Origin of the sequence: Sphingosinicella sp. (genome assembly GCF_013911755.1) — a bacterium.
GTDB lineage: Bacteria > Pseudomonadota > Alphaproteobacteria > Sphingomonadales > Sphingomonadaceae > Sphingosinicella.
This window is the reverse complement of sequence record NZ_JACESP010000003.1, coordinates 120,809-145,456: the sequence shown is the minus strand read 5'-3', so window position 1 is coordinate 145,456 and position 24,648 is coordinate 120,809. Positions and strand designations below refer to the sequence as shown.

The following is a 24,648-nucleotide window of genomic DNA, read 5'->3' as shown; positions in this document are numbered from 1 at the left end:
CTCGGAAAACGCGCGGGTAGGGGGAAATTGAGTGGCGATTTCTGTATGTGGTGCTGCCATCGATTGGGCAGCCACCGGCACGATGCTTCAAGGCTGGGGCACTTTAATCGGTGCAGTTGCTGTATTCGCCGCAGCATGGATAGGCGCGAACACGTTCAATTCATGGAAGCGCCAGAAAATCACCGAGCGACATATCGAACAAGCCGAGCGTATCTTGACGGCGGTTTACAAGGCGCGCCGCGCGTTAAGCCGTGTTCGGTCGCCCTTAATGTCGGCGCATGAGCTAAGTGTGGCGGAGGACCAACTCTCGGGCCATGAAAATTGGAAGTACAACACCGCCGACAAGCAAAGACGCCTCTGCGTCGCGAAAGGTTACTACAACCGGATCGCGAGCACCGAAGCTGAGCGTACCCTTTTGGACGGGTGCCTCCCGATGTCACGCGCACTGTTCGGCGAAGAGGTCGAAAAAGCGATCGAGACAGTTGTTCAGCAATTTTGGGCGGTCAAAGCCTATGCGGATGCTTACATTGACGACAACGGGAACGATGTAGCTTTCAGCCGCCAGATAAGCATGGCTCTGTACGAACTATCCTCAACTCCTGATAAAGGCGATGAAATCACCGATGCGATCCACGCGGCCATTAAAACGGTTGAAGGGGTATGCCTTCCGGTCTTACGTTTGGAAGAGCCGTCCGCAAAATAGCGATAACAATCTTGCGCGCACCAAAATTAGCGAAATCTAACCAACCCCATTTGTCCATTGTCTATGAGGAGAAATGAAGCGAAGTTCTCCGCGAACACCTGCATGGAGCCCATCAAGTGAACCCTCGTTTCAATCAGAAGCCAAGCCCTGAATATACCGCAGCTGTGGCCGCACTTAAAAAGCTGCCTTCTACAACAGAAAGAAGGGCGGCAGCGGCAGAATCCATAGCCGCCGACCTAAAAGCGGCATTTGCAACGCGCCTTGGTAAGCTATCGATGACCAAGAAGTCTTGGCGGGGATTGATCGGAAAGAAGCCCAACTTACACGAAGAAGACAAACTTCCCGGCGATGACCACACGGAACTTTGGGTCAACGGGGCTAAGCAAACGTATGTGTCGCACCCTTACCACCTCACTTTGGAGACAATGCGCGAGATCGTGGCAATGTGCGATGAACATGGCCTTGAGTGCACCGTGGACGCTAGCAGCTGGTATTATCCGGGTGGAACGATCAAGCTAGAGTGGGAGAAAGCAGAAGCGTAGGCGTTCAGCAAAAAAACAACCACGCCCGCACGTCCGCTGCGCTCGAAACCCGCGAGCCACCGAACACACCGCCGCTGCCCTCCGGCGTTCCGATTGCCACGCCCTTGCCGAATCCCATAATATAGGACCGTTTCGATCCTATATTGCTTCCCACCCTGTATCGAAAACGGCCCTTATAGATACCCCTATAGATACTGTATCGAAATATAGCCCTTGCACCCTTTATATACACCCGATATATCGATACACACTTTCGATACAGGGGATTCGCAAATGGCCCGCACATTCGCATACTGCCGTGTCAGCACCGGCGATCAGACTACAGACAATCAGGCGCGCGAGATCGAAGCCGCTGGCTTCAAGGTTGAGGCCAAGCGCATCATTGCGGAAACCGTCTCAGGTTCCACCCCGGCGATGGAACGCAAGGGCTTCGCGAAGCTGATCGATCGCCTTGAAAGCGGTGACGTGCTGATCGTGACAAAGCTGGATCGCTTAGGCCGCAACGCCATGGACGTGCGGGCAACAGTCGAGACGCTGGCAAAGGAAGGCGTGCGCGTGCATTGCCTAGCCCTTGGCGGCGTGGACCTAACCAGCGCGGCGGGCAAGATGACGATGGGCGTTATTGCTGCCGTGGCAGAGTTCGAGCGCGACCTACTGATAGAGCGCACGCAAGCGGGCCTGAGCCGCGCCAAGGCCCAAGGCAAGGCACTCGGCAGGCCATCAGCCCTTACCGATGAACAGCAGCGTGCAGTGCTCGCCAAGCGCAATGAGGGCGTATCCTTGGGCACGCTGGCGAAAGAGTATGGAGTGTCACGCGCAGCGATCCAGCGCATTGAGCGCCGGGCCGCATAGGCACCACCGGCAGGGGATACCCCCACCCCCTCCCCCCGGTGGTCAAGGTTATGAGCGACAACAAACGAAAATGATTTTTCATTTTGAATTCGAAAATTCGTTCTGAAAACCAGTTCGCGCAAAGCAGCGTTGAACGATCAAGCAGCGTTGGGATGACACGCCGCGATGCAGCTGGCGCGATAGTCGGATGCTTAAGGCGATCGTGCGCGCGGCGTGTGTAGCGTGCGGCGTTGGGGATCGCGTGGACGTGTAGCGCGAAGACTGATCGCTGATTAGAATGACAAGATAACAGTTATCATAACAGCGGAGATCGAATTATGCCGCCGACGTAGAAGTCAATAGCAAAACGTCAAAACGAATCACTTTGATTTCATCGTGATTCTGCTTCGAAACGATTTAGAGAAGTCAAGCGACCTCGTTTCGAAACGCAGGCGGACGCGCCCCCCCACCCTCTCCGGATTTGGATTACGCTCTAGCCATCGCCCTTTTATTTGCGGCATGTTAAGTATATTCTGGAGCGTAATCAGTTGAATAGGGGGCTTCAATGAGACTTTTGATTATTCTCGTGGCGTGCGCGGGCCTCTCCGCGTGCGGCAGTCCAGCACAAGCAGACGAACGCCAAGACAAACTATGCACCTCTCTCGGATCATTATCCCGATCAATCATGAATGCCCGGCAGCAGGGTGTTGCCATGAGTGAGGTACTCGCCACGATACAGACCGACGATCCCGACCTAAAAAGCTTATTGCGGACATTGATTGTCGCCGCCTACGAAAAGCCGCGCTTTTTAACCGATGAGAACCGCGAGAACGCGGTTGCCGACTTCCGTAACGAAACTGAGCTCGCTTGCTGGAAGGGCACCCCCTAGCGAAGGATTTCTTGAAGTCCATGCCGGATAACATCGATCCGACCCCTAAAAATGAAACCGCGAATTGGGAGGCGGTATGAGAAAGCCGGGTGAAAATCTTCAACGGTTGGTCGCATTCTTGGAAAAGCAATTAACCGAAGCAAAAATAGAATCCCCTTATCGCCTTCGAGATAAAATTACGGGCCGCATGAGAGAGCATGATGTTGTCATATTTAGTAAAAATGGCCATCACGATTTAATCATCGCGATCGAGTGTCGAGATCGATCTCGACCCATTGGCGTAGGTCAAGTAGAAGAATTCTCTACAAAATGCAATGATACTGGTGTCAATAGCGGGATAATTGCATCTTCGAAAGGTTTCTATACAACCGCATTACTGAAAGCTGAGAAAAAAGGCATCCTTTGCTTCTCGATAGAACAAGACAATATTGATGGCTGGGCGATTACGAGTATACCCGAGCCAAAAGTTTCATTTACACGAACTTATGTTATTATAAATTTTTCCGGACCCTCAAAAGACAGCTACAAAATATTTAATAGACTAAACAAAGTTGCGTCTATTGAAGATTTTTCTAAAATCTCTTTAGAAAAAATAAATGATAGAGGAAATCATAAAATTGGATCGTTCAAAATTAACTTCAAAATTAAAGGGGATGAATTTTCGGCATTTGACAACAATGGAGAGAAAATACCAATAACGTCCATTGAAATAACTTCGCATTATACGGTAGACATAAACTCTATTCCTTTAATTATGCAAAAATATGTAGATGTAACAAACTCAAAATTGCTAGCCAGAATTGCAACGGCAGAATTAGATGATAATGGCGAGTTATCAAAAATATTGTTTGTTAATCATGGCGAAAAATATTCCGTTTCTAATCAAACAAAAAGTCGATCGATCAGGTTCAAAGATTTGCGGCCTTAACTTCCATCCCTAACCTGACGGCAACTGATTCGGTTTTTCGTCCCAATCAACCCACCCCTCAGCCTCTAGGCGCGCATAGATCGCGTCGGCTTCGTCGTGGTGGTCGGCCCATTCGAGCATCAAGGCGATGGTCGGCAGGGTGCGGTGTAACTCTTCGGTCGTGGGCATGATCGTATCTCCTACCGCATGGATCGCGGCGGGGACGACTCATAGAGGCATGGGTGCGGTGTGTGTCAAATGACACAAGGACTTTTGTCTTGAATTCCTTACACTTTGAAGTGACTGGCACTCACAATGCTCGGTTTTAAGCCATTGGCCCTGATTTTGCTTCTCGTCGTCTTTCTATCTTGGAGGGCATAATGCTTCGGTTAAAGTATTTAGTAGCTGCCATCGCGTTCGTAAGCACCTCTGCCAATGCCGCGATTGTCTATGATGAAGCCATTAATGGAGACTTCTCGGCTAACCCAGATGGGAGCACGCCGATAACGTTATATTCCGGCAACAATGTCATTAAAGGTTCAGCTGCGTTTGGCGGCGAATCAGGCCCATCTGACTTAGATGGCTTCAAGTTCGAAATAGCGGCAGGACACACCCTCGTTTCAATAACCTTGGATTGGGTTATTACAAAGGCTAATGGCTGGGGACTTGCTTGGGACAATGCGCTAGTATTGGGCGAATGGCCCGGACTTTATGACGACGAGCAATGGCTTCCGCTCATGACGACACCGAGTCCAGTACAATACTTCACGTCCACGCTTCCGCTCGATTCTGGCGTGTATACAATGATTCACTACGCAACCGGATGCGCTTGCGACGACACAACCACTTGGGACTATTCGTGGACGTTTGAGGTAGCCTCATCCTCTACTGATGTCCCTGAACCCGCCGCGCTAGCGCTGTTCGGGCTTGGCCTTGCTGGCCTCGGCATAACGCGTCGCCGTAAGATGGCATAGCGATCCCGTACACTCAGAACTTGAAGGGGCGATCCTGACGGATCGCCCCTTTCATTTCTGCCTATAACAACGCCAACTGCCGCGCCCCCTCCGGCGTGAAGCAGGCGCGCGCCATGCGTGCCGCCTCGACCGCGTTGCGGTAGTGGACCGTCCGAAAGCGTTCCGCCTCATCGAAGGTCACCGGCGACCAATCATCGCCGGGATAGACGTTCTCGAAGATCGCGCGTGCAGCCGCACGCAAAGCGGTGTCGTGGTGCATGGTCATACCTCGGCGCTTACAGAATCAGCGCGAGGATAAATGTTCTTATTTTGTTCTTCAAGAACGTAGCGCGCGACGCGGCACGGCTCGCCTCAATTCCGTTCATATTTGCTACAGAGGTCGCTACAGAACTTGCTACAGAGCGCTCTCTAAAAACCGCAGAAATCAGCCATTTTTAAGAGGTGGTCGGGGAGACAGGATTCGAACCTGCGACCCTCTGCTCCCAAAGCAGATGCGCTACCAGGCTGCGCTACTCCCCGACGCGAAGGAGCCGTCCATGGCGGGCCGGCTCCCGCGCGTCAAGGATTTACCAGATGTGGATGCGCCGATCTTCGGGGAGATAGAGCTTCTGCCCCGGCTTCACGTCGAACGCGGGATACCACGCATCAAGGTTACGCACGGCGGTTGGGCGCCAGTTTCCGGGCGTGTGCGGATCCGTCGCGAGTTGCTGCTGCAGCTGGGCGTCGCGATATTTTTGCCGCCAGATCTGCGAGTAGCCGAGGAAGAAGCGCTGATCGCCAGTGAAGCCGTCGAGCACGGGCGCGGGCTTGCCGCCGAGTGATTTCCTGTAGGCATCATAGGCAACGGTGAGGCCCGCGATGTCCGCGATGTTCTCGCCCAGCGTCAGCTCGCCGTTCACGCGCGCGCCGGGGAGCGGTTCGTAGGCGCCGTACTGCGCGACCACCTGATCGGTGTAGACCTTGAAGCGCTTCACGTCTTCGGGCGTCCACCAGTCGGCAAGCTTGCCGGTGGGGTCGTACTTGCGGCCCTGATCGTCGAAGTGGTGCGTGATCTCGTGGCCGATCACCGCGCCGATGCCGCCATAGTTGATCGCCGGATCGGCATTCGGATCGAAGAACGGCGGCTGCAGGATGGCGGCGGGGAACACGACCTCGTTCATCGTCGGGTTCGCATAGGCGTTCACCGTCTGCGGCGTCATGAGCCATTCGTCGCGATCAATCGGCTTCCCAAGCTTGGCGAGATTGCGGTCGTATTCGAATGCCGCCGCGCGCTTCGCGTTGCCGAAGGCGTCGCCCGGCACGATCTCGAGCGCGGAATAGTCGATCCACTTCACGGGGTAGCCGATCTTCGGCTTGAAGGACGCGAGCTTGGCGCGCGCCTTCGTCTTCGTCTCGGGCGTCATCCACGCGAGGTTCGCGATGCGCACATCCATGGCGGCGATGAGGTTGCGAACAAGCTCGTCCGCCTGCGCCTTTGCCTCCGGCGTGAAGTGTTTGGCGACGTAGAGTTCGCCCACCGCCTCGCCGAGCGCACTGTTGACCGAGTCGACACCACGCTTCCAGCGCGGCTGAATCTGCGGCGTGCCCGAGAGCGTCGTGCCTTCGAACGCGAAGTTTTCATCGACAAAGGCCTTGGGCAGCAGCGGCGCGGCGTCCTTCAGCGTTTTGAACGTCAGCCAGTCGCGCAGCGTCGCGATGTCGGCGCCCGCGATGACCTTCGCCATGCCCGTGAAGCTGCTCGGCTGGCTGACGATGAATTCGTTCTGGTTCCCCAGCCCCGCGGCCGCGAAGAAGGTGCTCCAGTCGAGGCCCGGTGCTTTTGCGGCGAAATCCGACTTCGTCCACTTGTTGTACGCCTTGTCGGAATCTCGGCTGTCGACGACCGTCCAGTGGACTTCCGCGAACTTGTGTTCGAGCTCGTAGATTGCGGCTGCCTTCTTGGAAGCCTCCGCCGCAGGCACGCCCGCAAGCGAGAACATCCGCGCGATGTGCGCCTTGTATTTCTCCCGTGCGTCGACATAGGTCGGATTGTCGACGAGGTAATAGTCGCGGTCGGGAAGGCCGATGCCGCCCTGGTAGAAAACGGGGATGTAGTGATCCGGCGCCTTTTCGTCCTGATTGATGTAGTAGAGGAACGGCGACGGGCCGTAGCTGCGGAGCGCGTCGCCGAGCGCGGCGGCAAACGCGGACTTCGACCCGAGCGCTGCGACGGCGTCAAGATCGGCCTTGATCGGATTCAGCCCTTTCGCCTCGATCGCGGCCTCGTCGAGATAGCTTGCATAGTAGTCGCCGACCTTCTGACCGGCCGACCCCTTGCCCGCATGGCCGCTCGCTGCAGCCTGAATGATTTCGCGCGTGCGTTCCTGGCTGAGATCGCGCAGCCTGGTGAACATACCGTAGTTCGAGCGATCCGCGGGAATCTCGAGCTGGCGCAGATAGGCGCCACCGCCATAGCCGAGGAAATCGTCACCCGGCGCGATGCTGCGGTCCATACCCGCCGCATCGAAGCCCCAAGGGGCGATTTCAGGCTTGTCAGCGGCCAGGGCAGGCGCGGCAAATAGGGCCGTCGTCGCGACAGCGCATAGAAAAATGGTCTTCATGATTGGCGGTCCCTGCAACGGATGATCATGCGGGAAACCTACCCTCCCCGCGCGCGCGGGGAACCCGCGGATTCGATGAACTGCCGACTCCGTTATACGAACGTTCAACTGTAGCGCTGTTCCAGCCACGGATCGCCGACATTGTGATAGCCGCGCACTTCCCAGAAGCCCGGCTTGTCCTCGGTCGTGAAGGTGATGCGCTTCACCCACTTCGGGCTCTTCCAGAAGTAGTAGCGCGGGACCACGAGCCGCGCAGGCCCGCCGTGTTCGCGGCTGATCGGCTGACCGTCATGCGTGTGCGCGACGAGGCAGTCCTCTTCGAGGAAGTGCGCCAATTCGATGTTCGTCGTGTAGCCGTCGTAGCTGGTGAAGAGCACGTGCTTCACATCCGCCTGCGGTTTCACGGCATCGGCGATGTGGCGCGTCGAAACGCCGTTCCAGCGATTGTCGTAGCGCGACCACTGCGTAACGCAATGGATATCGGAAACGTCCTCGACCTGCGGCTGCGCGAGGAACGCCTCCCAATCCCACGTCACCGGATTCTCGACCGCGCCGTCGATGACAAGCCGCCAGTCGGCTTTCGGCACATCGGGCTGGATGCCGAGATCGAGCACCGGCCAGTTTTCCACGAGCCGCTGCCCCGGCGGCAGTCGGTCGATGCCGTGTTCGGCGGTCTTGCCCGTCAGCAGGCGTCCGGCGCGTGCCCAGGCCTTCTTGGTTTCAACCAGCTTTTCCCGGAACCCGTCCATCTTTATCTCCCGTCCGCCGCGCATCACGCTTCCGCCGCGCCTCCAGCCGCTGGTGGATCCACAGCCGCCATATACCATGAAGGCCGAGGTAGCCGATGACCGCCCCCAGCGTCGCGATCGTGAACAGGCCGAGCGCGGTGGGCAGCGGCGCATTCGTGAGCACCACACTCAATTCCTCGAACCAGTGATCGGCATTCATGTTGGCGAGGCCGCCATCCTGAATCCGCAGCATCCAGCGCCCGATCTCGTAGGCGCCGAGATAGATGAAGGGCGTCGTAAGCGGGTTCGAGATGAACGTGACAAAGGCCGCCACCGGCAGGTTTGCGCGGCACGGCACGGCGAACAGCGCCGCTGCGGGCGCCTGCGCGAAGGGAATCGAGAGCCCGAAGAACATGCCGAGCGCGACGCCGCGCGCCACCGACTTGCGGTTGAAATGCCAGATGATCGGATTTCCGATCGTGTTGGCGAATGGCCGCATCCAGCGATTTTCCAGCATCGCCTCGCGCGAGGGGCGCTTTTCCTTCAGCCACGTTATGAGCCGCATCGAAAACCCTAACCGCGATCCCTGAGGATGCGCGCCTGATCGCGCTTCCAGTCCCGGTCGCGCTCGGTCGCCCGCTTGTCGTGCAGCTTCTTGCCTTTGGCGAGCGCCAGCTCGACCTTCGCACGACCCCGTTCGTTGAAATATATGGAGAGCGGCACCAATGTCATCCCTTGGCGGGCGACGGCGCCGTGCAGCTTGGCGATTTCACGGCTGTGCAGCAGCAGCTTGCGGGGCCGACGCGGCTCGTGATTGAAGCGGTTGCCGTGGCTGAACTCAGGGATGTTGGCATTGATCAGCCAGACTTCCTCGCCGTTCACCTCGGCGTAGGACTCCGCAATCGTGCCTTCGCCAAAGCGCAGCGACTTCACCTCGGTGCCGGTAAGCGCGATACCGGCCTCGAAGACGTCTTCTATCGCATACTCGTAGCGGGCCTTGCGGTTTTCAGCGACGGTCTTGACCTTGCTGAAACTGCCTGCCCGTTGCGGGCGCACCATCAGGCGATCCCGGCATGGGCCATCGCAGCATCCACAATGCGCCGCGCGGCCTCTCCGGCCGGAACCATCGGCAAGCGCAGCTCTTCGCGCAGCTTGCCGAGCTTCGAAAGCGCATATTTCGCGGGTCCCGGGCTCGCATCGCTGAAGAGGCCCACGTGGAGCGGAAAGAGGCGGTCCTGAAGCGCAAGCGCATCGTCCCAGCGCTTTTCGAGGCAGGCGGCTTGAAACTCGGCGCACAGGCGCGGGGCAACGTTCGCGGTCACCGAGATGCAACCGTGACCACCCGACGCCATGATGCCGAGCGTCATGTCGTCGTTGCCCGAAAGCTGAATGAAATCCCGCCCGCAGGAGAGGCGCTGTTCCGAAATGCGCTGGATCACGCCGGTCGCGTCTTTCACGCCGACGATGTTGGGAATCTCGGAAAGCCGCTTCATCGTCGCAGGCGCGATGTCGACGACGCTGCGTCCCGGGATGTTGTAGACGATAATCGGCAGGCTGGTCGCCTCGGCGACCGCCTTGAAGTGCTGATAGAGGCCTTCCTGGTTCGGCTTGTTGTAATAGGGGCTGACGACCAGCGCCCCGTCCGCGCCCGCCTTCTCGGCGTGGCGGGCGTGCGAAACGGCGCATGCGGTGTCGTTGGAGCCGCAGCCCGCGATCACCGGCACGCGGCCGGCAGCGGCCTTGATACACGCGGCAATCACGGCGTTGTGCTCATCAATCGTCATCGTCGCCGATTCGCCAGTGGTGCCGCAAGGCACAAGGCCCGTGCTGCCTTCGGCGATCTGCCAGTCCACAAACGCCTCGAAGGTGGCAAAATCCACCGACCCGTCGCGGAACGGGGTGACAAGTGCCGGAATGGAACCGTAGAATCTCGCTGTCATGCTACTCTCGCCCGTTGCCTTCACGCGCGCCGCTGCTGCACCCTTGCATGCTCTGGCGGCGTTAGGCCTGTTTGTGGCGTCATAGGAGGCTCGGAAAGTCTGTGTCCAGTGTTACCAGCGTTCTTCTGCGATTTGCCCTGCTTTCGGCGGCGGCGCTTGCTGCACCTCCCGCCGTCGCCCAGTCCCGCGCTGACGCGGACGCATTGAAGGCCGGGCTGGAAGCGCAGGCCCGGCGCGAGTTCCGCCCGATCTCCGCGATGGGTGTCAGCGGCTCGCCGAGCGCGCGAAAGCTGCTGCTGTGGGACCGGCTGCGGCGCCCGGAATACACGGCTACGTTCTCAGAGTTTTCCGAGTTCCTGCGCACCAATGCGGACTGGCCTGGCGCGGATGATCTGCGCCGCCGCGCCGAGGGTACGATCACGGACACGACGCCGATGGCCGCGCGGCTCTCCTTCTTCCGCGTGCTGCCGCCGCTTTCCGGCATCGGCCGCTTTCGTCACGCCGAAGCCTTGATGGCGGCGGGCATGACCAACGCCGCCAATACGGAAGCGAAGCAGGCGTGGCGTATGGGCGGCATCGGCCCCGCGCTTGAAAACCAGTTCCTCGCGGCGTTCGGCGGGATCCTCAGCCGCGACGACCACGTGTTCCGCATGGATCGGCTCCTCTGGCAGGGCGATCTTGCGACGGCGACGCGGATGCTGACCTTCCTGTCGGGGAGCGACCGCACGCTCGCGGAGGCGCGCATAGCGCTTCAGAAGGCTGCAGCGGCCCGGGGTGCGGCGGCGGCTCCGGCCGCGGTCGATGCCAACCTCGCGCTCGGCAAGCTCGGCTCCGGCTTCGAGAACAATCCCGGTCTCATAGCGGACCGCAGCGCCTTCCTGCGCGCCAGCGGCAACAGCCTTGCGGCACGTCAGCTTCTGGCACGCGCCGAGATAACACCCGGGAGCGCGGGCGATCGTAACGCCTGGATGACCGAGGTATTGGCGGCAGCGCGCGGCGCGGTAAACGACAACCAACACAGCCTCGCCTTCGAGATCGCCCACAACCATGGCGGCTTTGCCTTTGACCGTGCGCTCACCAGCTACAGCGCCGCAGAGCGTGACACGTTCACCAGCCTCGAATGGCTTGCCGGATGGACAGCGCTCCACAACCTGAACCGCGCGCGCGAGGCCGTCCGCCACTTCGAAAACTTCGCCGCCGCGGCGGCGTTCGCCGGAACCCGTTCGCGCGGGCACTACTGGGCGGGTCGGGCAGCGGAAGCGGCCGGGCTCACCATCGATGCGAACCGGAACTTCGAAACCGCAGCGCGTTTCCCCCTCACCTTCTATGGCCAGCTCGCCGCTGAGCGGCTGAACCGGCCGCTCTCGATTCCCGCGACCGCCGACCCTGCCGTGCCGACATCCGAGCGTCAGGCGTTCGCAGCGGACGACCGCGTCGAGGCTGCGCGCCTGCTCGGCTTGGCCGGTGACCGGGCGAAGCAGACCCTGTTCCTGAAAACGCTCGCGGATGGCGCCAAGACGTCCGCGCGCGAATTCCTCGTCAGCGAACTCGCGCAGCAGCTCGGCCGTGCCGATTATGCGCTGATCGCGAGCCGCGGCGAACTGGTGGACGGGCCTCCCGCGATCCTGCGTTTCGCCTACCCGCAGCTGCCCGTCGGCGGCGTGCTCACGAGCAACTGGACGATGATCCACGCGATCACCCGCCAGGAAAGCCGCTTCGATCCCACCGCCGTCAGCCGCGCCGGCGCGCGCGGCCTGATGCAGTTGATGCCGGGCACGGCGCGCGAGACGGCAGGCAAGATGGGGACGACCTATCGTCCCGAAGCACTGACCGGCGATCCGAACTACAACGTCCAGCTCGGGTCGACTTACTACCTGAACCTCGTCGATCAGTGGGGCGGCAACCACATGCTGGCGATCGCCTCCTACAACGCCGGTGCGGGTAACGTGCGCAAATGGATCGCCGCGAACGGCGACCCCCGCCTGCCGAGCGTCGACGCCGTGCGCTGGGTGGAGGAGATCCCGTTCATGGAGACGCGCGGCTACGTGCGCGCCGTGCTGGAAAACGCGGTGGTTTACGACCGGCTCAATCCGACGCGCGCGGGCCAGCCCTCCACCAACGCGCTCTCGGCGTGGATGGGCAAGAATCGCCCAGGTTGAGACGATGGCCGATACCCCCAACTACATCACGCCCGCAGGCATGAAGGCGCTCATCGAGGCGCACCGCGCGCTCTTCGAGGTCGAGCGGCCCAAGATCGTCGAGATCGTCTCGTGGGCGGCGGGGAATGGCGACCGCTCTGAAAACGGCGACTATATCTACGGTCGCAAGCGGCTTCGCGAGATCGATCGCGAGCTGACCCGCATTTCGAAGCGGCTGAAAAACGCCCGCGTTGTCGATCCAGCGAAGCAGCCCGATAAGTCGCGGGTGTTCTTCGGTGCCACCGTAACCGTTGCCGACGAAGACGACCAGCAGCGCACGATCACGATCGTCGGCGAGGATGAGACGGATACGCCCCGGGGCTACATTTCTTGGCGCGCACCGCTCGCAACAGCCCTGAAGGGCGCGGCGATCGGAGACCTGAGGAGCGTCCGCCTGCCGGGGGGCGTGCAGGAGCTGGAGGTCGTCTCGATCGCCTATCCCGGAGTCTGATCGTTTCAGGCTGACGAAGCCTGAAACGATCGTGGTTTAATAGTTGAAGCTGTAGCGGTACTCGTCCCGCAATTCCTCGACACCGAAGCGGATTTCTCCATCGTTCAGGTATCCGTCGCGGTTGCGGTCCGCCAGCCGGGCGAACTCGCGGTTGGCGCGCCGGGCCTCGTCCTTCGAAAGCTGGCCGTTGCGGTTGCGGTCGAAGTTCCACATCACCCAGTGCTTCGCCGCCGGGTCTTGCCGGAGCCACGGATCGAGCACCGCCCAGCCGCTGCCGTACTGCGAACCGTAAAAGCCATAGCCGGGGCGATACCAGGAACCATAGTCGTAGTGGCCGTAATAGCGATTATCGAACGAGAAATAGCTCTGGCCCCACCAGTGCGGTCGATATCGATACGTCGGACTTGGGCGCACAATCACGACGGGGCGTCGATTATGGTCGCGCCAGCGGTCGCGATCCCTGTCGTGGTTGCGGTCGTTGTCCCGCCAGCGATCACGATCCCTGTCGTGATGACGGTCATTGTCCCGCCACCGATCGCGGTCCCCGTCGTGATTACGGTCGTTGTCCCGCCAACGGTCGCGGTCCCGATCCTTGTCGCGGTCGCGCCAATCCTCTTTGCGGTCGCGGTTGCGATCCCAGTTGCGGTTGTCGTTCCGGTCGCGGCTCCTGTCCCAGTCGCGGCGGTCACCGTCTCGGCCGTCCCGGTCGCGGTTGTTCCAGTCGTGGCCCTGATCGCGGCGGCTATCGCGGTTGTTGTCGCCGGAGCGCTCGCGGCCGATCACGCCGATCATGCGCTGCTGCACGGTCTCCGCCTGCCGCGGCGTTTCCACACGCGCTTGGCGAGGTTCCGGCGTCTCGATCCGGCGGGCCTGAGCGCGTTCGGGCGGGGCGACCCGCTGCGGCCTTGCCTCTGGCACACGCGGCCCCTCGCGATTCACCTGCATTCCGCGTTCGCGCTGCGGGCGAGGCCCGTCGCGGTCACGGTCCTGCGCCATCGCCGGACCGGCGAGGATCGCCGCAACCAGCGTACCCGCCAACAAACCTGCCTTGTGAACACGCATTTCAAGCACTCCTGACCCAAGTGTCATGGAGATTGCGACTCGCTCGTTGAACCGCTGCTGAAGGCCCGCGTTAGCCGAGGTTCAGCTTCTTGCCGAACGCGGCTTTCGCCAGCGTCACAATATCGGGCGAAAGCGCGGGCGGTGACAGGTCCAGACCATCCGAAAGCCGATCCGCAACAAGGTTCAGCGCCTTGATGCGCGCGGTCTTCTTGTGCTCGCCGTCGATGATTGTCCACGGCGCATGGGCCGTGTGGGTGCGGGCGAACATGTCTTCTGCGGCCTCGACATAGGCATCGCGTTTCAGCCGGTTGCGGAAGTCTTCGGGCGACACTTTCCAGCGTTTCGCGGGCATTTCCAGCCGCTCGACCAGCCGCTCGTCCTGTTCTTTCTGGCTCACCGTGAAGAACAGCTTGATGAGCACGGCCCCGTCATCGACCAGCATCTTTTCGAAGGCGTTGATCTCGTCGTAGGCTCGGCGCCATTCGGCTTCGGTTGCGAAACCTTCGACACGTTCCACGAGCACGCGGCCGTACCAGGTGCGATCGAAGATGTTCACTTCGCCCTGGGCGGGCAACCTTTGCCAGAATCGCCAAAGATAGTGATGCGCCTTTTCTTCGGCGTCCGGCGCCTTGATCGGCTGCACGTCGAAGAATCGCGGGTCCCACGGGGCCGTCAGCCGTTGGATGAAGCCGCCCTTGCCCGCCGCATCGAGGCCCTCGACGGCGATGATGGCGCGGCGGCTGCGGCCTATGCAGCTCGCCTGCACCGCCGCAAGCCGCTCCTGCACCGTCTTCAGCGCCGCTTCGTAATCGCCGTTCGAAACCTTTTCGAGCGGCGGCAGGCGGTGCAGCGACGGCGCCTTCATCGGCTTACCCCGCCTTCGGCTTCGGCAGGTCGAGCTTGATCGAAAGCTCCTTCAGCTGCCGCTCGGAGACGCTGGCCGGCGCGTTCATCATCAGATCCTCGGCCTTCTGGTTCATCGGGAACAGCACCACCTCGCGCAGGTTCGGCTCGTCCGCCAGCAGCATGACGATGCGGTCCACGCCCGGCGCGGAACCGCCGTGCGGGGGGGCGCCGAACTTGAAGGCGTTGATCATGCCCGAGAAGTTCGTGTCGACCTGTTCCTGGCTGTAGCCGGCGATCTCGAACGCCTTGTACATGATCTCCGGCTTGTGGTTCCGGATCGCGCCCGACGACAGCTCTATGCCGTTGCAGACGATGTCGTACTGCCACGCGAGGATTTCGAGCGGGTTCTTCGTCTCCAGCGCCTCAAGCTCGCCCTGCGGCATCGAGAACGGGTTGTGCGAGAAGATGACCTGCTTGGCCTCCTCGTCATACTCGAACATCGGGAAGTCGACGATCCAGCAGAACTTGAAGGCGTTTTCCTCGATAAGGCCGAGGTCTTCGCCGATCTTGGTCCGCGCCTTGCCCGCAAGCTTCGCCGCATCGGCTTCTTTGCCCGCCGCGAAGAACACGCCATCGTCCGGCCCGAGCCCGAGCGCTGCGATCAACTTGGCAGTGGCTTCCTCGCCATGATTCTTGGCGATGGGGCCTGCAGGCACGCCGTCCTTGATGTTGATATAGCCGAGCCCCGCGAAGCCTTCGCTGCGCGCCCAGTCGTTCATGTCGTCGAAGAACTTGCGGCTACGCTCGCCCGCCTTCGGCGCGGGAATGGCGCGCACGAAGTTTCCGCCTTCCACCATCTTGGCGAAGATCCCGAACCCCGAATCCCTGAAGTGCTCGGTTACATCGACTATTTCGATGGGGTTCCGAAGGTCCGGCTTGTCGTTGCCATACTTCAGCATCGACTCGCGGTAAGGAATGCGCGGGAACGAACCCGCCGGCGTCACCGACTTCCCGTTCGCGAACTCCTCGAACACACCGGCAAGCACGGGCTCGATGGCGTTGAACACGTCGTCCTGCGTTACAAAGCTCATCTCGAAGTCGAGCTGGTAGAACTCGCCGGGAGAGCGGTCAGCGCGCGCGTCCTCGTCGCGGAAGCAGGGCGCGATCTGGAAGTAACGGTCGAAGCCCGCGACCATCAGCAGCTGCTTGAACATCTGCGGCGCCTGCGGCAGCGCGTAGAACTTGCCCGGATGCATACGGCTCGGCACGAGGAAGTCGCGCGCGCCTTCGGGCGACGACGCGGTCAGGATCGGCGTCTGGAACTCGGTGAAGCCCTGTTCGATCATGCGGCGGCGGAGCGACGCGATGACGTTCGAGCGCAGCACGATGTTGCGGTGCAGGCGGTCGCGGCGCAGGTCGAGATAGCGGTACTTGAGGCGGATATCCTCCGGGTACTCGGTATCGCCCGCGACCGGCATCGGCAGCTCGGAGGCGGCGGACTGCACCGTGACGTCCGCTGCCCACAGCTCGATCTCGCCGGTCGGCAGGTTGGGGTTTACCGTCGCGTCCGAACGCGCCACGACCTTCCCGGTCACGGTCAGCACGCTTTCGGCCCGCGCGCCGTCGAGCACCGAAAATGCCGGCGAGTCGGTGTCGCACACCACCTGCGTCAGCCCATAGTGGTCGCGAAGGTCGACGAACAGCAGCCCGCCGTGGTCCCGCTTGCGGTGGACCCATCCCGAGATACGGGCGGTGCTTCCCACATCCGACTTGCGGAGGGCGCTGCAATGGTGCGTGCGATAGACGTGCATTCTTACTCGATTCCGGTGCTTGTGGCGGGTCAGACACATGCCCGCACACTTGTTTGTCAAGGCGCTGGCATGGAAGCGCCGACCGCCCTAATAGAACCGTCCATGAAAATCCATCCGCTGATTACCGATACCGAAACGCTCGCTGCCTTCTGTGCCCGCCTCGCCGCCGCCGACTATGTGGCCGTCGACACCGAGTTCATGCGCGAGAACACGTACTGGGCCGACCTCTGCCTGATCCAGCTGGCCTCGCCCGACGAGGCTGCCGCGGTCGACCCCAAGGCCAGCGGGCTCGATCTCGCCCCGATGCTCGACCTTCTCGTGGAGGCCGATGTCCTGAAAATCTTCCATGCAGGCGGACAGGACATTGAGATCATCCACAACATGACCGGCAAAACCCCCTCGCCCGTGTTCGACACGCAGGTGGCGGCAATGGCGCTCGGCATGGGCGAACAGGTCAGCTACATCAACCTCGTCGCCTCGTTCACCGGCGCCAATCTCGACAAGGGCGCCCGCTTCACGGACTGGGCGCGCCGCCCGCTCGACAAGCGCCAGCTCGACTACGCGATCGGCGACGTCACCCACCTCATCCAGCTTTTCCCGAAGCTGCTCGGCCGCCTGAAGAAAACCGGCCGCGGCGATTGGCTGGACGAGGAGATGGCGCGACTGACGACGCCGGAGAATTACGTCAACGATCCGTGGACCGCCTGGCAACGCATCCGCCTGCCGAGCCGCAAGGCCGACGCGCTCGGCCGGTTGAAGGCGCTCGCCGCGTGGCGCGAGCTCGAAGCGCAGCGCCGCGACCTGCCGCGCGGGCGCATCGTGAAGGACGAAACGCTCGCCGACCTCGCGGCGCATCCGCCCGGAGATCAAGAGGCGCTCGGCCGCGTTCGCGGGCTTTCCAAGACGTGGGTCAATAATGACATGGGTGCCCGGCTGATGGAGGCGCTCGCGAGCGCCGTGCCGCTTCCCGAAAGCGAAATGCCCGAGCGCGATGCGGGCAAACCCAGGCTTGGGTCCGATTCGGTTCTCGTCGCCGATCTGTTGAAGTTACTTCTGAAGATTCGCTGCAAAGAGGCTGATGTAGCGCCGAAACTGATCGGCAAGGCGGATCATCTCGAAGCCCTCGCTGCCGGGGTCCGGGATGGGCTGCCGCTGCTCAATGGCTGGCGCTACGAAGTCTTCGGCCGCGATGCGCTCGCGCTCGTGGAAGGGCGACTGAGCTTCGCCGTGCAGAACGGCAAGTTGCGAATGACGGAGATCGACTGACCGCCGACTTTCCGCGAGCGCCGCAGTGCACCAACCGGATTTGCATCCACGCGGGCCTCGCAGGGGGTCCTTTCAAAGAGCTTTGCAAGCACTCGAACATCGCTTCCTATTCGGAAAGCAGGATGACCCGACCCACTATGCCTTCTCCATGGCGAAGACAGGTGCCAGACCCATCGCCGCTGCCAAGGCCTCGTGGCGCCTGGCCACGGCCTCCGCGTAGAGCGGCTGATAACGCGGCGTAAGAGTAAGAACGAGGCGGCCGTTCTCGCGGTATATGCGGCTCTTTTCGAGAGGCCTCGCCGTCCCCGCCGTCAGGCGCTGACCAAGACGCAGCGCAAGACCCCACTTGAAGGCGCGGGCCAACTCGTCGCGCGGCGCGAGCCGGGGGAGGTCAGCGATCGCGGGATCGTTCGCCGAACCGCCGTAGGCCGCGAACAGCGCCGCGCCGAGCAGCGCGCGCTCGCGTCCGTCGATTCCAACCCAGTTGCCGTGGAGCGCAAGCTCAAGCCCGCGTTCGGCGCGGAAATCCGGGTGCGCGCGCCACGCCGTGTCGGCCAGTACGCAAGCGACGAGTCGCAGCCGCGTATGATCGGGCATTTCCGGCGCGAACATGCCGTTCATCCACTCCATCAGCGCCTCGGCATGAAGCGGAAACCGGCCCTGGATCGCGCCTTCCTGTCGCGCCGCGGAAACAAGCGGGTCTTCGCGCTGAACCTCCTTCGGAAGATCCGCGTAGAGAATGCCTTCGCGAATGCCATAGGACGAGGCGATGACGCCGCTACTGCCCAGCCGCTTCACGACCGCGCGCAGCAACAGCGCGGCGCCGGGAAGCTGCGGGATGCGCGCTGACGACAGGCGTGGGATCGCGCGCAGCCGCTTGGGGCTGAGGTTCGGCAGTGCACGCGCCATGTGATCGATCGCAGCAACATCCATCGCATACTGGTGAACAACCGGCAGCGGATAGTCGGTGAGATGCATGTGGAGCTGTGCCAGCGCGCGCCATGAGCCGCCGACCATGTAGAAGGGAAGCCCCTTTCCCTGGCCCGCCCACTTCAACTCAGCGAGCGCCTTCTTCACCAGTCCGGTCAGCGCCCGCCCGCCGACCTTGCGCGCGGCATCGAGCTTGAGCGCGCCGATGGGCAGCGACAGATGGCTGTGCGGCTTGCCTTTCTTCACGCGGACGAGTTCCAGGCTGCCGCCGCCGAGATCACCGACCACGCCGTCGGCGCCCGGAATGCCCGCTATGACCCCGTAGGCAGCAAGCCGCGCTTCGTCCGCACCGCTCAGCACGCGCACGTCAAGCGCACAGCGCTTCTTCGCCATCTCGAGGAAGGCATCGCGATTCCCGGCATCACGCACCGCCGCGGTCGCGAAGGCGTACATCCGCACGACGTTCATATCGTCGCACAGAAGGCGGAAGCGAGTCAGCGCCGCCCGTGCCGTCTCAAGCCCCTCAGGGGTGATCATGCCGGTGTCCGCAACGCCCCGGCCGAGCCCCGCCATGACCTTTTCGTTGAAGAGCACCAAGGGTGTGCGCCGATCCCCACGAAAGGCGACCAAACGAATCGAGTTCGAACCGATATCGATGACGGCGCTGACCGGAATATCGCCGGCCCGACGGCGGTCATTTGTCGCGCTCAGCGCCATTCGCATGCCCTTGTCGCCGCCATGCGCCCGGCAATAACGGCTGGCTTCAAACGAGTCTATTCAGCAGCGGCGGCCGGAACACCAGTATCGGGGTCCGAAAGGTAGAGCCGGGGCACGGGCGCAGCTGCCTTGATGGCGGCGCCGCGGCCCGAAAGCGAAGGATTCGTCATGAAATAACGATGCAGGTTGAACGATTCGCCGGAGGACGAGATGCGTTCATATGTCCCATCCGGATGAAGTTCCCACGTCTGCTCGGTATCCTTCAGGTTCGCCAGCATCACCTGATCGAGAATCTGCGCGTGGACCGTGGCATTCTCGATCGGTACGAGCAACTCGACACGGCGATCAAAGTTGCGCGGCATCCAGTCCGCCGACGAGGTGAAGAGCTTGGCCTTGCGCGAGGGGAGCGGACTTCCGTTCGCGAACGCGACGATGCGGCTATGTTCGAGAAAACGCCCAATGATGGAGCGGACGCGGATGTTCTCCGAAAGCCCGCGTACGCCGGGGCGCAGACAGCAAATTCCGCGGATCACGAGTTCGATGGGCACGCCCGCCCCGCTCGCCTCGTAGAGCTTGTCGATGATCGCCGGGTCGACAAGGGAGTTCATCTTGGCCCAGATGCCGCTCGGCTGACCCGCCTCGGCATTCGCGATTTCCGCATCGATGAGCGCGGTGAGCTTCTGTCGCATGCCCGACGGAGAGATCGTCATCGCTTCCAGTCCGCGCGGCTCGACATAGCTCGTCACGTAGTTGAAGATTTGCGCAGCGTCGCGGCCGAGCTTGGGATCGGCGGTGAAGAAGCTGAGATCGGTGTAAATACGCGCCGTCACCGGGTGATAATTGCCGGTGCCGAGGTGGCAGTAGGTCCGCAGGGAGCCATTCTCGCGCCGCACCACGAGCGAAATCTTGGCGTGCGTCTTCCAATCGATAAAGCCGTAGACGACCTGCACGCCCGCGCGCTCCAGCGCCGCAGCCCAGACGAGGTTTTGCTCCTCGTCGAAGCGTGCCTTGAGCTCGACGACCGCCGTGACCGACTTGCCCGCCTCCGCCGCATCGACAAGCGCGCGCACCACGGCGGACTGCTTGCCCGCGCGGTAGAGCGTCTGCTTGATCGCTACGACATCGGGGTCTGCCGCTGCCTGCCGCAGGAAAGCGAGCACCACGTCGAAGCTCTCGTAGGGGTGATGGACGACGATGTCCTTGGCACGGATCGCCGCGAAGCAATCGCCGCCGTACTCGCGAATGCGCTCCGGGAAGCGCGGCGTGTAGGGCTCGAACTTCAGATCCGGCCGGTCTTCCTCGACCAGCTGAGCAAGGTCCGCGATGCCGATGATGCCGGTCACCGGCGTCACGTCCCTATTGTCGATGTGGAGCGCCTGCTGCACCATTTGGTGGAGACGCGGCGGCGTCCCCTCCTCGATTTTCAGACGGATGACGCGGCCCCGGCGGCGGCGCTTGATCGCGGTCTGAAAGAAACGGACGAGATCTTCGGCCTCCTCCTCGACCTCGATGTCGCTGTCGCGGATGACGCGGAATACACCGTCGCCCATGATCTTGAAGTTCGGGAACAGGTCGTCCGCGAAGATGCGAACGACGTTTTCGAGCGCAATGTAGCGCGCCTGCGGCCCTGGCAAACGCACGAAGCGCGCGAGCGGCGCGGGTATCATCACCAGCGCGAGCAGCTCCTCACCGTCCGATTCCCGCTTCAGCTCCATCGTGAGCGCGAGACCACGGTTCGGGATGAACGGAAACGGGTGCGCCGGGTCGATCGCCTGCGGCGTCAGCACCGGGAAGATTTGCTCGCGGAAATAGGTTTCGAGCCAGCGCTCGTCCTCGGGGGAGAGTTCAGGGCCTTTGAGAACGTGGAAACCGACAGCGGCAAGCTCGATGGAAAGCGCGCGCCACACGTTCTGCTGCTGCCGCATCAGCGCGTCCGCACGCTCCGCGACAGCGACAAGCTGCTGCGCGGGCGTCACGCCGTCGGGGCTACGAAGCTCGACCCCCTCCTCCACCTGCCCGTGCAGGCCCGCCACGCGAACCATGTAGAACTCGTCCAGATTCGCGCCAGAGATGGACAGGAAGCGCAGGCGCTCGAGCAGCGGATGGTGCGTGTTTTCCGCCTCTTCAAGCACGCGGGCGTTAAAGGCCAGCCACGACAGCTCGCGGTTGAAATAACGAGCGTTGGTGTTGCCTATATTCTTGAAGCTATTCCGTCTCGCCACGCTCTTGTCCGTCCGCCGTGTCACCAAATCGCAGCGCCTCGCGCACCAGCGGCACGGTCACGGCGCGCTGCCCCGCAAGAGCGGCGGCGTCGAGCGCGGCGACAGCGGATGCGGCGGCGGCAAAGCTGCGTTCGATCCGTTGTACCATATACTCTATGACAATTGGTGAAACGCGTAGGCCACGTTCGCGAAAAGATTTTGCAATGATTTCTGCAAGCAGCGCGTCGTCGGGAGCATCGATATAGACGATCCCCGCCGCGCCGAGGCGAGAAGCGAGATCAGGCAGCCGCACATTCCATTCACCGGACGGCGTCCTCGCCGCGACGAGCAGCGCCGGGCCACCCGCCTGCGCCGCGTTCCATGCATGAAACATGGCGGTTTCATCATGACCGGACACGTCGGCATCGTCGAAAACACGCACCGCGCCCGGATGCCGCCTCGCGAAGAGCCGCAGCAGGTGGCTCTTGCCCGAGCCTTCCGGGCCGACGACGATGAGCGTGTGCGACGGCCAATCCGGCCAGCGGTCGAGCATCGCCACCGCTGCGGCGTTCGCCTCCGAAATGTAGAAATCCGCTTCCCCGTCGGCCGACCGGTACTCGAGCGGCAGCGCGAACTGGCTCATGCGGAGACGGTCACGTCCTCTGGCGGCGGCTCGTCATCGAGAAAGAGGGGACTCTTCAGATATTCGCCGAGGAGCCAGCGCATGACGACGCCGAGCACGGCAGCGACCGGGACGGCCAGAAACACACCGAGGATGCCGAGCAGCTCGCCGCCCGCGAACACAGCGAACAACACCCACAGCGGATGCAGCCCGATGCGGTTGCCTATGAGGTTCGGCGTCAGCACCATGCTTTCGAGGATTTGCCCGAAGAAAAAGATGCCAACGATCAACCCCAGATGCAGCACATCCGGGCCCCACTGGCCCAGCCCGACGAGGAGACCGAGCCCCACCGAGACGACGACGCCGAGATAGGGAACGAAGCCGAGCACGCCCGCAAGCATTCCGAGCACCAGCGCATAGTTGAGTCCGATGAGGCTCCAACCGACCGAATAGAAAATCGCGAGCGACAGGCAAACCAGCGACTGACCGCGTACGAAGCCTGCCAGCGCGGCGTCCGATTCGCCGAGCAGACGGCGGATGGTGGGGGCATAGCGCGGCGGCCACCACGCATCGATCCGCGTCGTCAGCACGTCGTAGTCGCGAAGTGCGTAAAAGGCGACCACAGGCATCATCACGAACAGGGCCAGCAGGTTGAAGACCGCAAGACCGCCGCTGAGAATGCTGCTTGCAAGCGTGCTGAACCATGCCGCCGCGCGGTGCATCAAATCGTTGCTGAGCGTTTCCAGCGCGACCACATCGCCCGCGGCGTCGGAAGCCCGCTCGACTAAAGGTTTCATAGATTGAACAAGCTGCGGCAGATTATTCACAAGTTGCTCGAACTGAGCGACAACCAGCGGCGCCATGGCAAGGATCAGCAGCGCAAACACGCCAAAGAAACCAATGAGGATCAGCATGGCCGCTCCCCAGCGCGGCACGCCGCGCCGTTCCAGCCTATCCGCCACCGGATCGAGGAGATAGGCGATGACCAGCCCGGCGACAAACGGCCCGAGCACGCCGCGCGTCGCATAGGCGAACCACAGGAGGATCGCGGCCACGAGAATCCAGCGGATATGGATGCGGCGCCGGCCGCCGAGGACGGCCCCCTCGCTCACCGTTCGTTCTCGGAGGGTATCAGATCGCGCGGTCCGCCGCTTTCGGTGACAGCGTCGTCAGCGATCGGCAGCGAGGGCAGCGTGACCACCGGGCGCGGCAGCGGCGCCTCGCCCTCCGCGCGGCGGCGAAGCCGGCTGCCATCGAGGCGCCAGCCGCGCTGATCAAGCGCGTAGCGGAGCATCGGGTAATCGACGGTATGGTTGATGCGCACCTGCGACATGCCGCCGATCGAAAGCCCGAGCAGCGTGACGCTGTCCACCTCCGGCACAACGCCGAGCGCAGCCTCGATCGCGTTCCAGCTGGCCGCATCGGGCGTCGCGACGCTCACTGTCGTCCCCATCGATCCCAGCGATTCCGCCTGATCGAGCAGCGGAGACACCGACACCGGCTCCAAAGCCAGCGTCAATGTCGGGTCGGCACGCAGCACGCCGGACTGGAGCGCGCGCGCATAAGCGGAATCGATCCGCCGCACCGCCGTGTCGAGCATCGCATCAAGCTCGCCCGCCGCCCCTGCACGTAGGCGGAACCGCGTGAGCACCGACGAATCCGGCCCATGCCGGGCAAGGAAGGTGCCGACTATCGGCCCGCCCGGATAGGTGCGGTCGAGCCAGGCTTCCGCCACGAGCACGTTCTCCGCGCCATAGCGCGACAGGATCGAGCGCCAGAGGCCGCGGTTGTCGCGCCGCGCCTGCCAGCCTGTAAGCAACAGCGCATCGGATGCGCTGCCACCCGCGCGCACATAGGAAATCGGGCTCGAATCCGTGCCGAAGCGCGACCACGCCTGCAACCACGGAGAGCGCCCCTCGTAAACCGAGGTCACACCGCCGTCCGCAAGTACCGGCAGCAGCAGCATAGGCGCGGATTGCAGGACGCGTGCATTCGCAGGCAGCCGCTCCCCGGCGCGAACGCGATCGAACACGACGCCAAGCTTGCCGACATAGCGCTTGTCCGAAAAGTGCTCGGCCTGCACCTCAATGCCGCTCACCATGCCCTCGATCGCGCTGTCGGGGAGCTTCGGCGCACCCGAGGCGGCGACGCCCGTCATCCGCGCATATAGCTGCGGCCACGCTTGCCGCGCGGCCTCGCGGAACGCGGCGACACGCGCCGCTTCCGCCGAGCCGGCAACCACGTCGACATCGATGTCGCTAACGAGGAACGCACTCCCTCCTGCGGCGGTCGCCTCAGCGGGCGGTTCCGGACGATCGGCATCCTGCGCCAGCAGCGGCACCGCGACGGCCGCCGCAAGCGCCGCAAGCGCGGCCGCCATCCATCCGTTGAGCTTGCGTTTGAAGGTCACGGCGCCTCTATGCCAAACGC

At 62.2% G+C, this 24,648-nt stretch carries 24 protein-coding genes and 1 tRNA gene; 9 read left to right on the top strand and 16 right to left on the bottom strand.

Annotated features, from left to right (window positions below):
• Nucleotides 1-31 precede the first annotated feature (31 nt).
• From H2052_RS03765 to H2052_RS03745, 5 genes are all read left to right on the top strand, one after another.
• Nucleotides 32-703, top strand: a complete 672-nt coding sequence (locus H2052_RS03765) for a hypothetical protein (RefSeq protein WP_293778264.1) — start codon at nt 32-34, stop codon at nt 701-703.
• A 116-nt stretch (nt 704-819) separates the two neighbouring features.
• On the top strand, nt 820-1,245 hold the full coding sequence (locus H2052_RS03760; RefSeq protein ID WP_293778261.1) for a hypothetical protein: 426 nt from the start codon (nt 820-822) through the stop codon (nt 1,243-1,245).
• Nucleotides 1,246-1,518: 273 nt separating this feature from the next.
• Nucleotides 1,519-2,097, top strand: a complete 579-nt coding sequence (locus H2052_RS03755; protein ID WP_293778259.1) for a recombinase family protein — start codon at nt 1,519-1,521, stop codon at nt 2,095-2,097.
• 691 nt (nt 2,098-2,788) lie between these two features.
• Nucleotides 2,789-2,965 (top strand): hypothetical protein, encoded by a 177-nt coding sequence (locus H2052_RS03750; protein WP_293778256.1) that lies wholly within the window; start codon nt 2,789-2,791, stop codon nt 2,963-2,965.
• A 76-nt stretch (nt 2,966-3,041) separates the two neighbouring features.
• Nucleotides 3,042-3,893, top strand: coding sequence for a restriction endonuclease (locus tag H2052_RS03745; RefSeq protein ID WP_293778253.1), 852 nt, complete (start codon nt 3,042-3,044; stop codon nt 3,891-3,893).
• Nucleotides 3,894-3,902: 9 nt separating this feature from the next.
• On the opposite strand, the gene H2052_RS03740 is transcribed toward H2052_RS03745, so the two are convergent.
• Nucleotides 3,903-4,061, bottom strand: a complete 159-nt coding sequence (locus H2052_RS03740; protein ID WP_293778250.1) for a hypothetical protein — start codon at nt 4,059-4,061, stop codon at nt 3,903-3,905.
• Between the two features lie 191 nt (nt 4,062-4,252).
• Here H2052_RS03740 and H2052_RS03735 point away from each other — a divergent pair, with 191 nt between their 5' ends.
• On the top strand, nt 4,253-4,846 hold the full coding sequence (locus H2052_RS03735; protein WP_293778248.1) for a PEP-CTERM sorting domain-containing protein: 594 nt from the start codon (nt 4,253-4,255) through the stop codon (nt 4,844-4,846).
• A 61-nt stretch (nt 4,847-4,907) separates the two neighbouring features.
• Here H2052_RS03735 and H2052_RS03730 read toward each other — a convergent pair whose 3' ends face one another.
• From H2052_RS03730 to dapA, 7 genes are all read right to left on the bottom strand, one after another.
• Nucleotides 4,908-5,105, bottom strand: coding sequence for a hypothetical protein (locus H2052_RS03730; RefSeq protein WP_293778450.1), 198 nt, complete (start codon nt 5,103-5,105; stop codon nt 4,908-4,910).
• Between the two features lie 183 nt (nt 5,106-5,288).
• Nucleotides 5,289-5,365, bottom strand: a tRNA-Pro gene (locus H2052_RS03725).
• Nucleotides 5,366-5,412: 47 nt separating this feature from the next.
• Nucleotides 5,413-7,446 (bottom strand): M13-type metalloendopeptidase, encoded by a 2,034-nt coding sequence (locus H2052_RS03720; protein WP_293778246.1) that lies wholly within the window; start codon nt 7,444-7,446, stop codon nt 5,413-5,415.
• Nucleotides 7,447-7,550: 104 nt separating this feature from the next.
• Nucleotides 7,551-8,195 (bottom strand): sulfite oxidase-like oxidoreductase, encoded by a 645-nt coding sequence (locus tag H2052_RS03715; RefSeq protein ID WP_293778244.1) that lies wholly within the window; start codon nt 8,193-8,195, stop codon nt 7,551-7,553.
• The gene (locus H2052_RS03710) at nt 8,167-8,739 is read right to left on the bottom strand and encodes a DUF2062 domain-containing protein (protein WP_293778242.1); all 573 of its coding nucleotides are present in this window, start codon (nt 8,737-8,739) and stop codon (nt 8,167-8,169) included. The genes H2052_RS03715 and H2052_RS03710 overlap by 29 nt, the downstream gene beginning before the upstream one ends.
• An 8-nt stretch (nt 8,740-8,747) precedes the next feature.
• A complete protein-coding gene (smpB, locus tag H2052_RS03705) occupies nt 8,748-9,233 on the bottom strand; it encodes an SsrA-binding protein SmpB (RefSeq protein ID WP_293778240.1) in 486 nt (161 codons plus the stop codon).
• Nucleotides 9,233-10,114 carry a 4-hydroxy-tetrahydrodipicolinate synthase gene (gene dapA / locus H2052_RS03700; protein ID WP_293778238.1) on the bottom strand — a complete coding sequence of 294 codons (882 nt, stop codon included), beginning with the start codon at nt 10,112-10,114 and terminating at the stop codon, nt 9,233-9,235. The genes smpB and dapA overlap by 1 nt, the downstream gene beginning before the upstream one ends.
• Before the next feature lie 101 nt (nt 10,115-10,215).
• Between dapA and H2052_RS03695 the strand changes: the two genes are divergently transcribed.
• A complete protein-coding gene (locus tag H2052_RS03695; protein ID WP_293778235.1) occupies nt 10,216-12,273 on the top strand; it encodes a lytic transglycosylase domain-containing protein in 2,058 nt (685 codons plus the stop codon).
• 4 nt (nt 12,274-12,277) lie between these two features.
• Entirely contained in the window at nt 12,278-12,763 is a 486-nt protein-coding gene (gene greB, locus H2052_RS03690) for a transcription elongation factor GreB (protein ID WP_293778232.1), read from the top strand.
• A gap of 36 nt (nt 12,764-12,799) precedes the next feature.
• On the opposite strand, the gene H2052_RS03685 is transcribed toward greB, so the two are convergent.
• From H2052_RS03685 to aspS, 3 genes are all read right to left on the bottom strand, one after another.
• On the bottom strand, nt 12,800-13,825 hold the full coding sequence (locus tag H2052_RS03685; RefSeq protein WP_293778229.1) for a hypothetical protein: 1,026 nt from the start codon (nt 13,823-13,825) through the stop codon (nt 12,800-12,802).
• Nucleotides 13,826-13,895: 70 nt separating this feature from the next.
• Nucleotides 13,896-14,690, bottom strand: coding sequence for a polyphosphate kinase (locus H2052_RS03680; RefSeq protein ID WP_293778226.1), 795 nt, complete (start codon nt 14,688-14,690; stop codon nt 13,896-13,898).
• A 4-nt stretch (nt 14,691-14,694) separates the two neighbouring features.
• Nucleotides 14,695-16,482: an aspartate--tRNA ligase gene (aspS, locus tag H2052_RS03675; RefSeq protein WP_293778223.1), complete on the bottom strand. Its 1,788-nt coding sequence runs from the start codon at nt 16,480-16,482 to the stop codon at nt 14,695-14,697.
• Between the two features lie 102 nt (nt 16,483-16,584).
• Here aspS and rnd point away from each other — a divergent pair, with 102 nt between their 5' ends.
• Nucleotides 16,585-17,748 (top strand): ribonuclease D, encoded by a 1,164-nt coding sequence (gene rnd / locus H2052_RS03670; protein WP_293778220.1) that lies wholly within the window; start codon nt 16,585-16,587, stop codon nt 17,746-17,748.
• A gap of 135 nt (nt 17,749-17,883) precedes the next feature.
• Here the strand turns inward: rnd and H2052_RS03665 are convergent, their stop codons facing one another.
• From H2052_RS03665 to H2052_RS03645, 5 genes are read right to left on the bottom strand one after another with little or no spacing between them, the layout of a single operon-like run.
• Nucleotides 17,884-19,395: a Ppx/GppA family phosphatase gene (locus H2052_RS03665; RefSeq protein ID WP_293778218.1), complete on the bottom strand. Its 1,512-nt coding sequence runs from the start codon at nt 19,393-19,395 to the stop codon at nt 17,884-17,886.
• Nucleotides 19,396-19,451: 56 nt separating this feature from the next.
• Entirely contained in the window at nt 19,452-21,617 is a 2,166-nt protein-coding gene (locus H2052_RS03660; protein WP_293778216.1) for an RNA degradosome polyphosphate kinase, read from the bottom strand.
• On the bottom strand, nt 21,601-22,239 hold the full coding sequence (locus H2052_RS03655; RefSeq protein WP_293778214.1) for a chromosomal replication initiator DnaA: 639 nt from the start codon (nt 22,237-22,239) through the stop codon (nt 21,601-21,603). Before H2052_RS03655 ends, H2052_RS03660 begins: the two co-directional genes overlap by 17 nt.
• Nucleotides 22,236-23,330, bottom strand: coding sequence for an AI-2E family transporter (locus tag H2052_RS03650; RefSeq protein ID WP_293778211.1), 1,095 nt, complete (start codon nt 23,328-23,330; stop codon nt 22,236-22,238). Before H2052_RS03650 ends, H2052_RS03655 begins: the two co-directional genes overlap by 4 nt.
• Nucleotides 23,327-24,628, bottom strand: a complete 1,302-nt coding sequence (locus H2052_RS03645; RefSeq protein WP_293778210.1) for a heavy-metal-associated domain-containing protein — start codon at nt 24,626-24,628, stop codon at nt 23,327-23,329. Before H2052_RS03645 ends, H2052_RS03650 begins: the two co-directional genes overlap by 4 nt.
• Nucleotides 24,629-24,648: the final 20 nt, after the last annotated feature.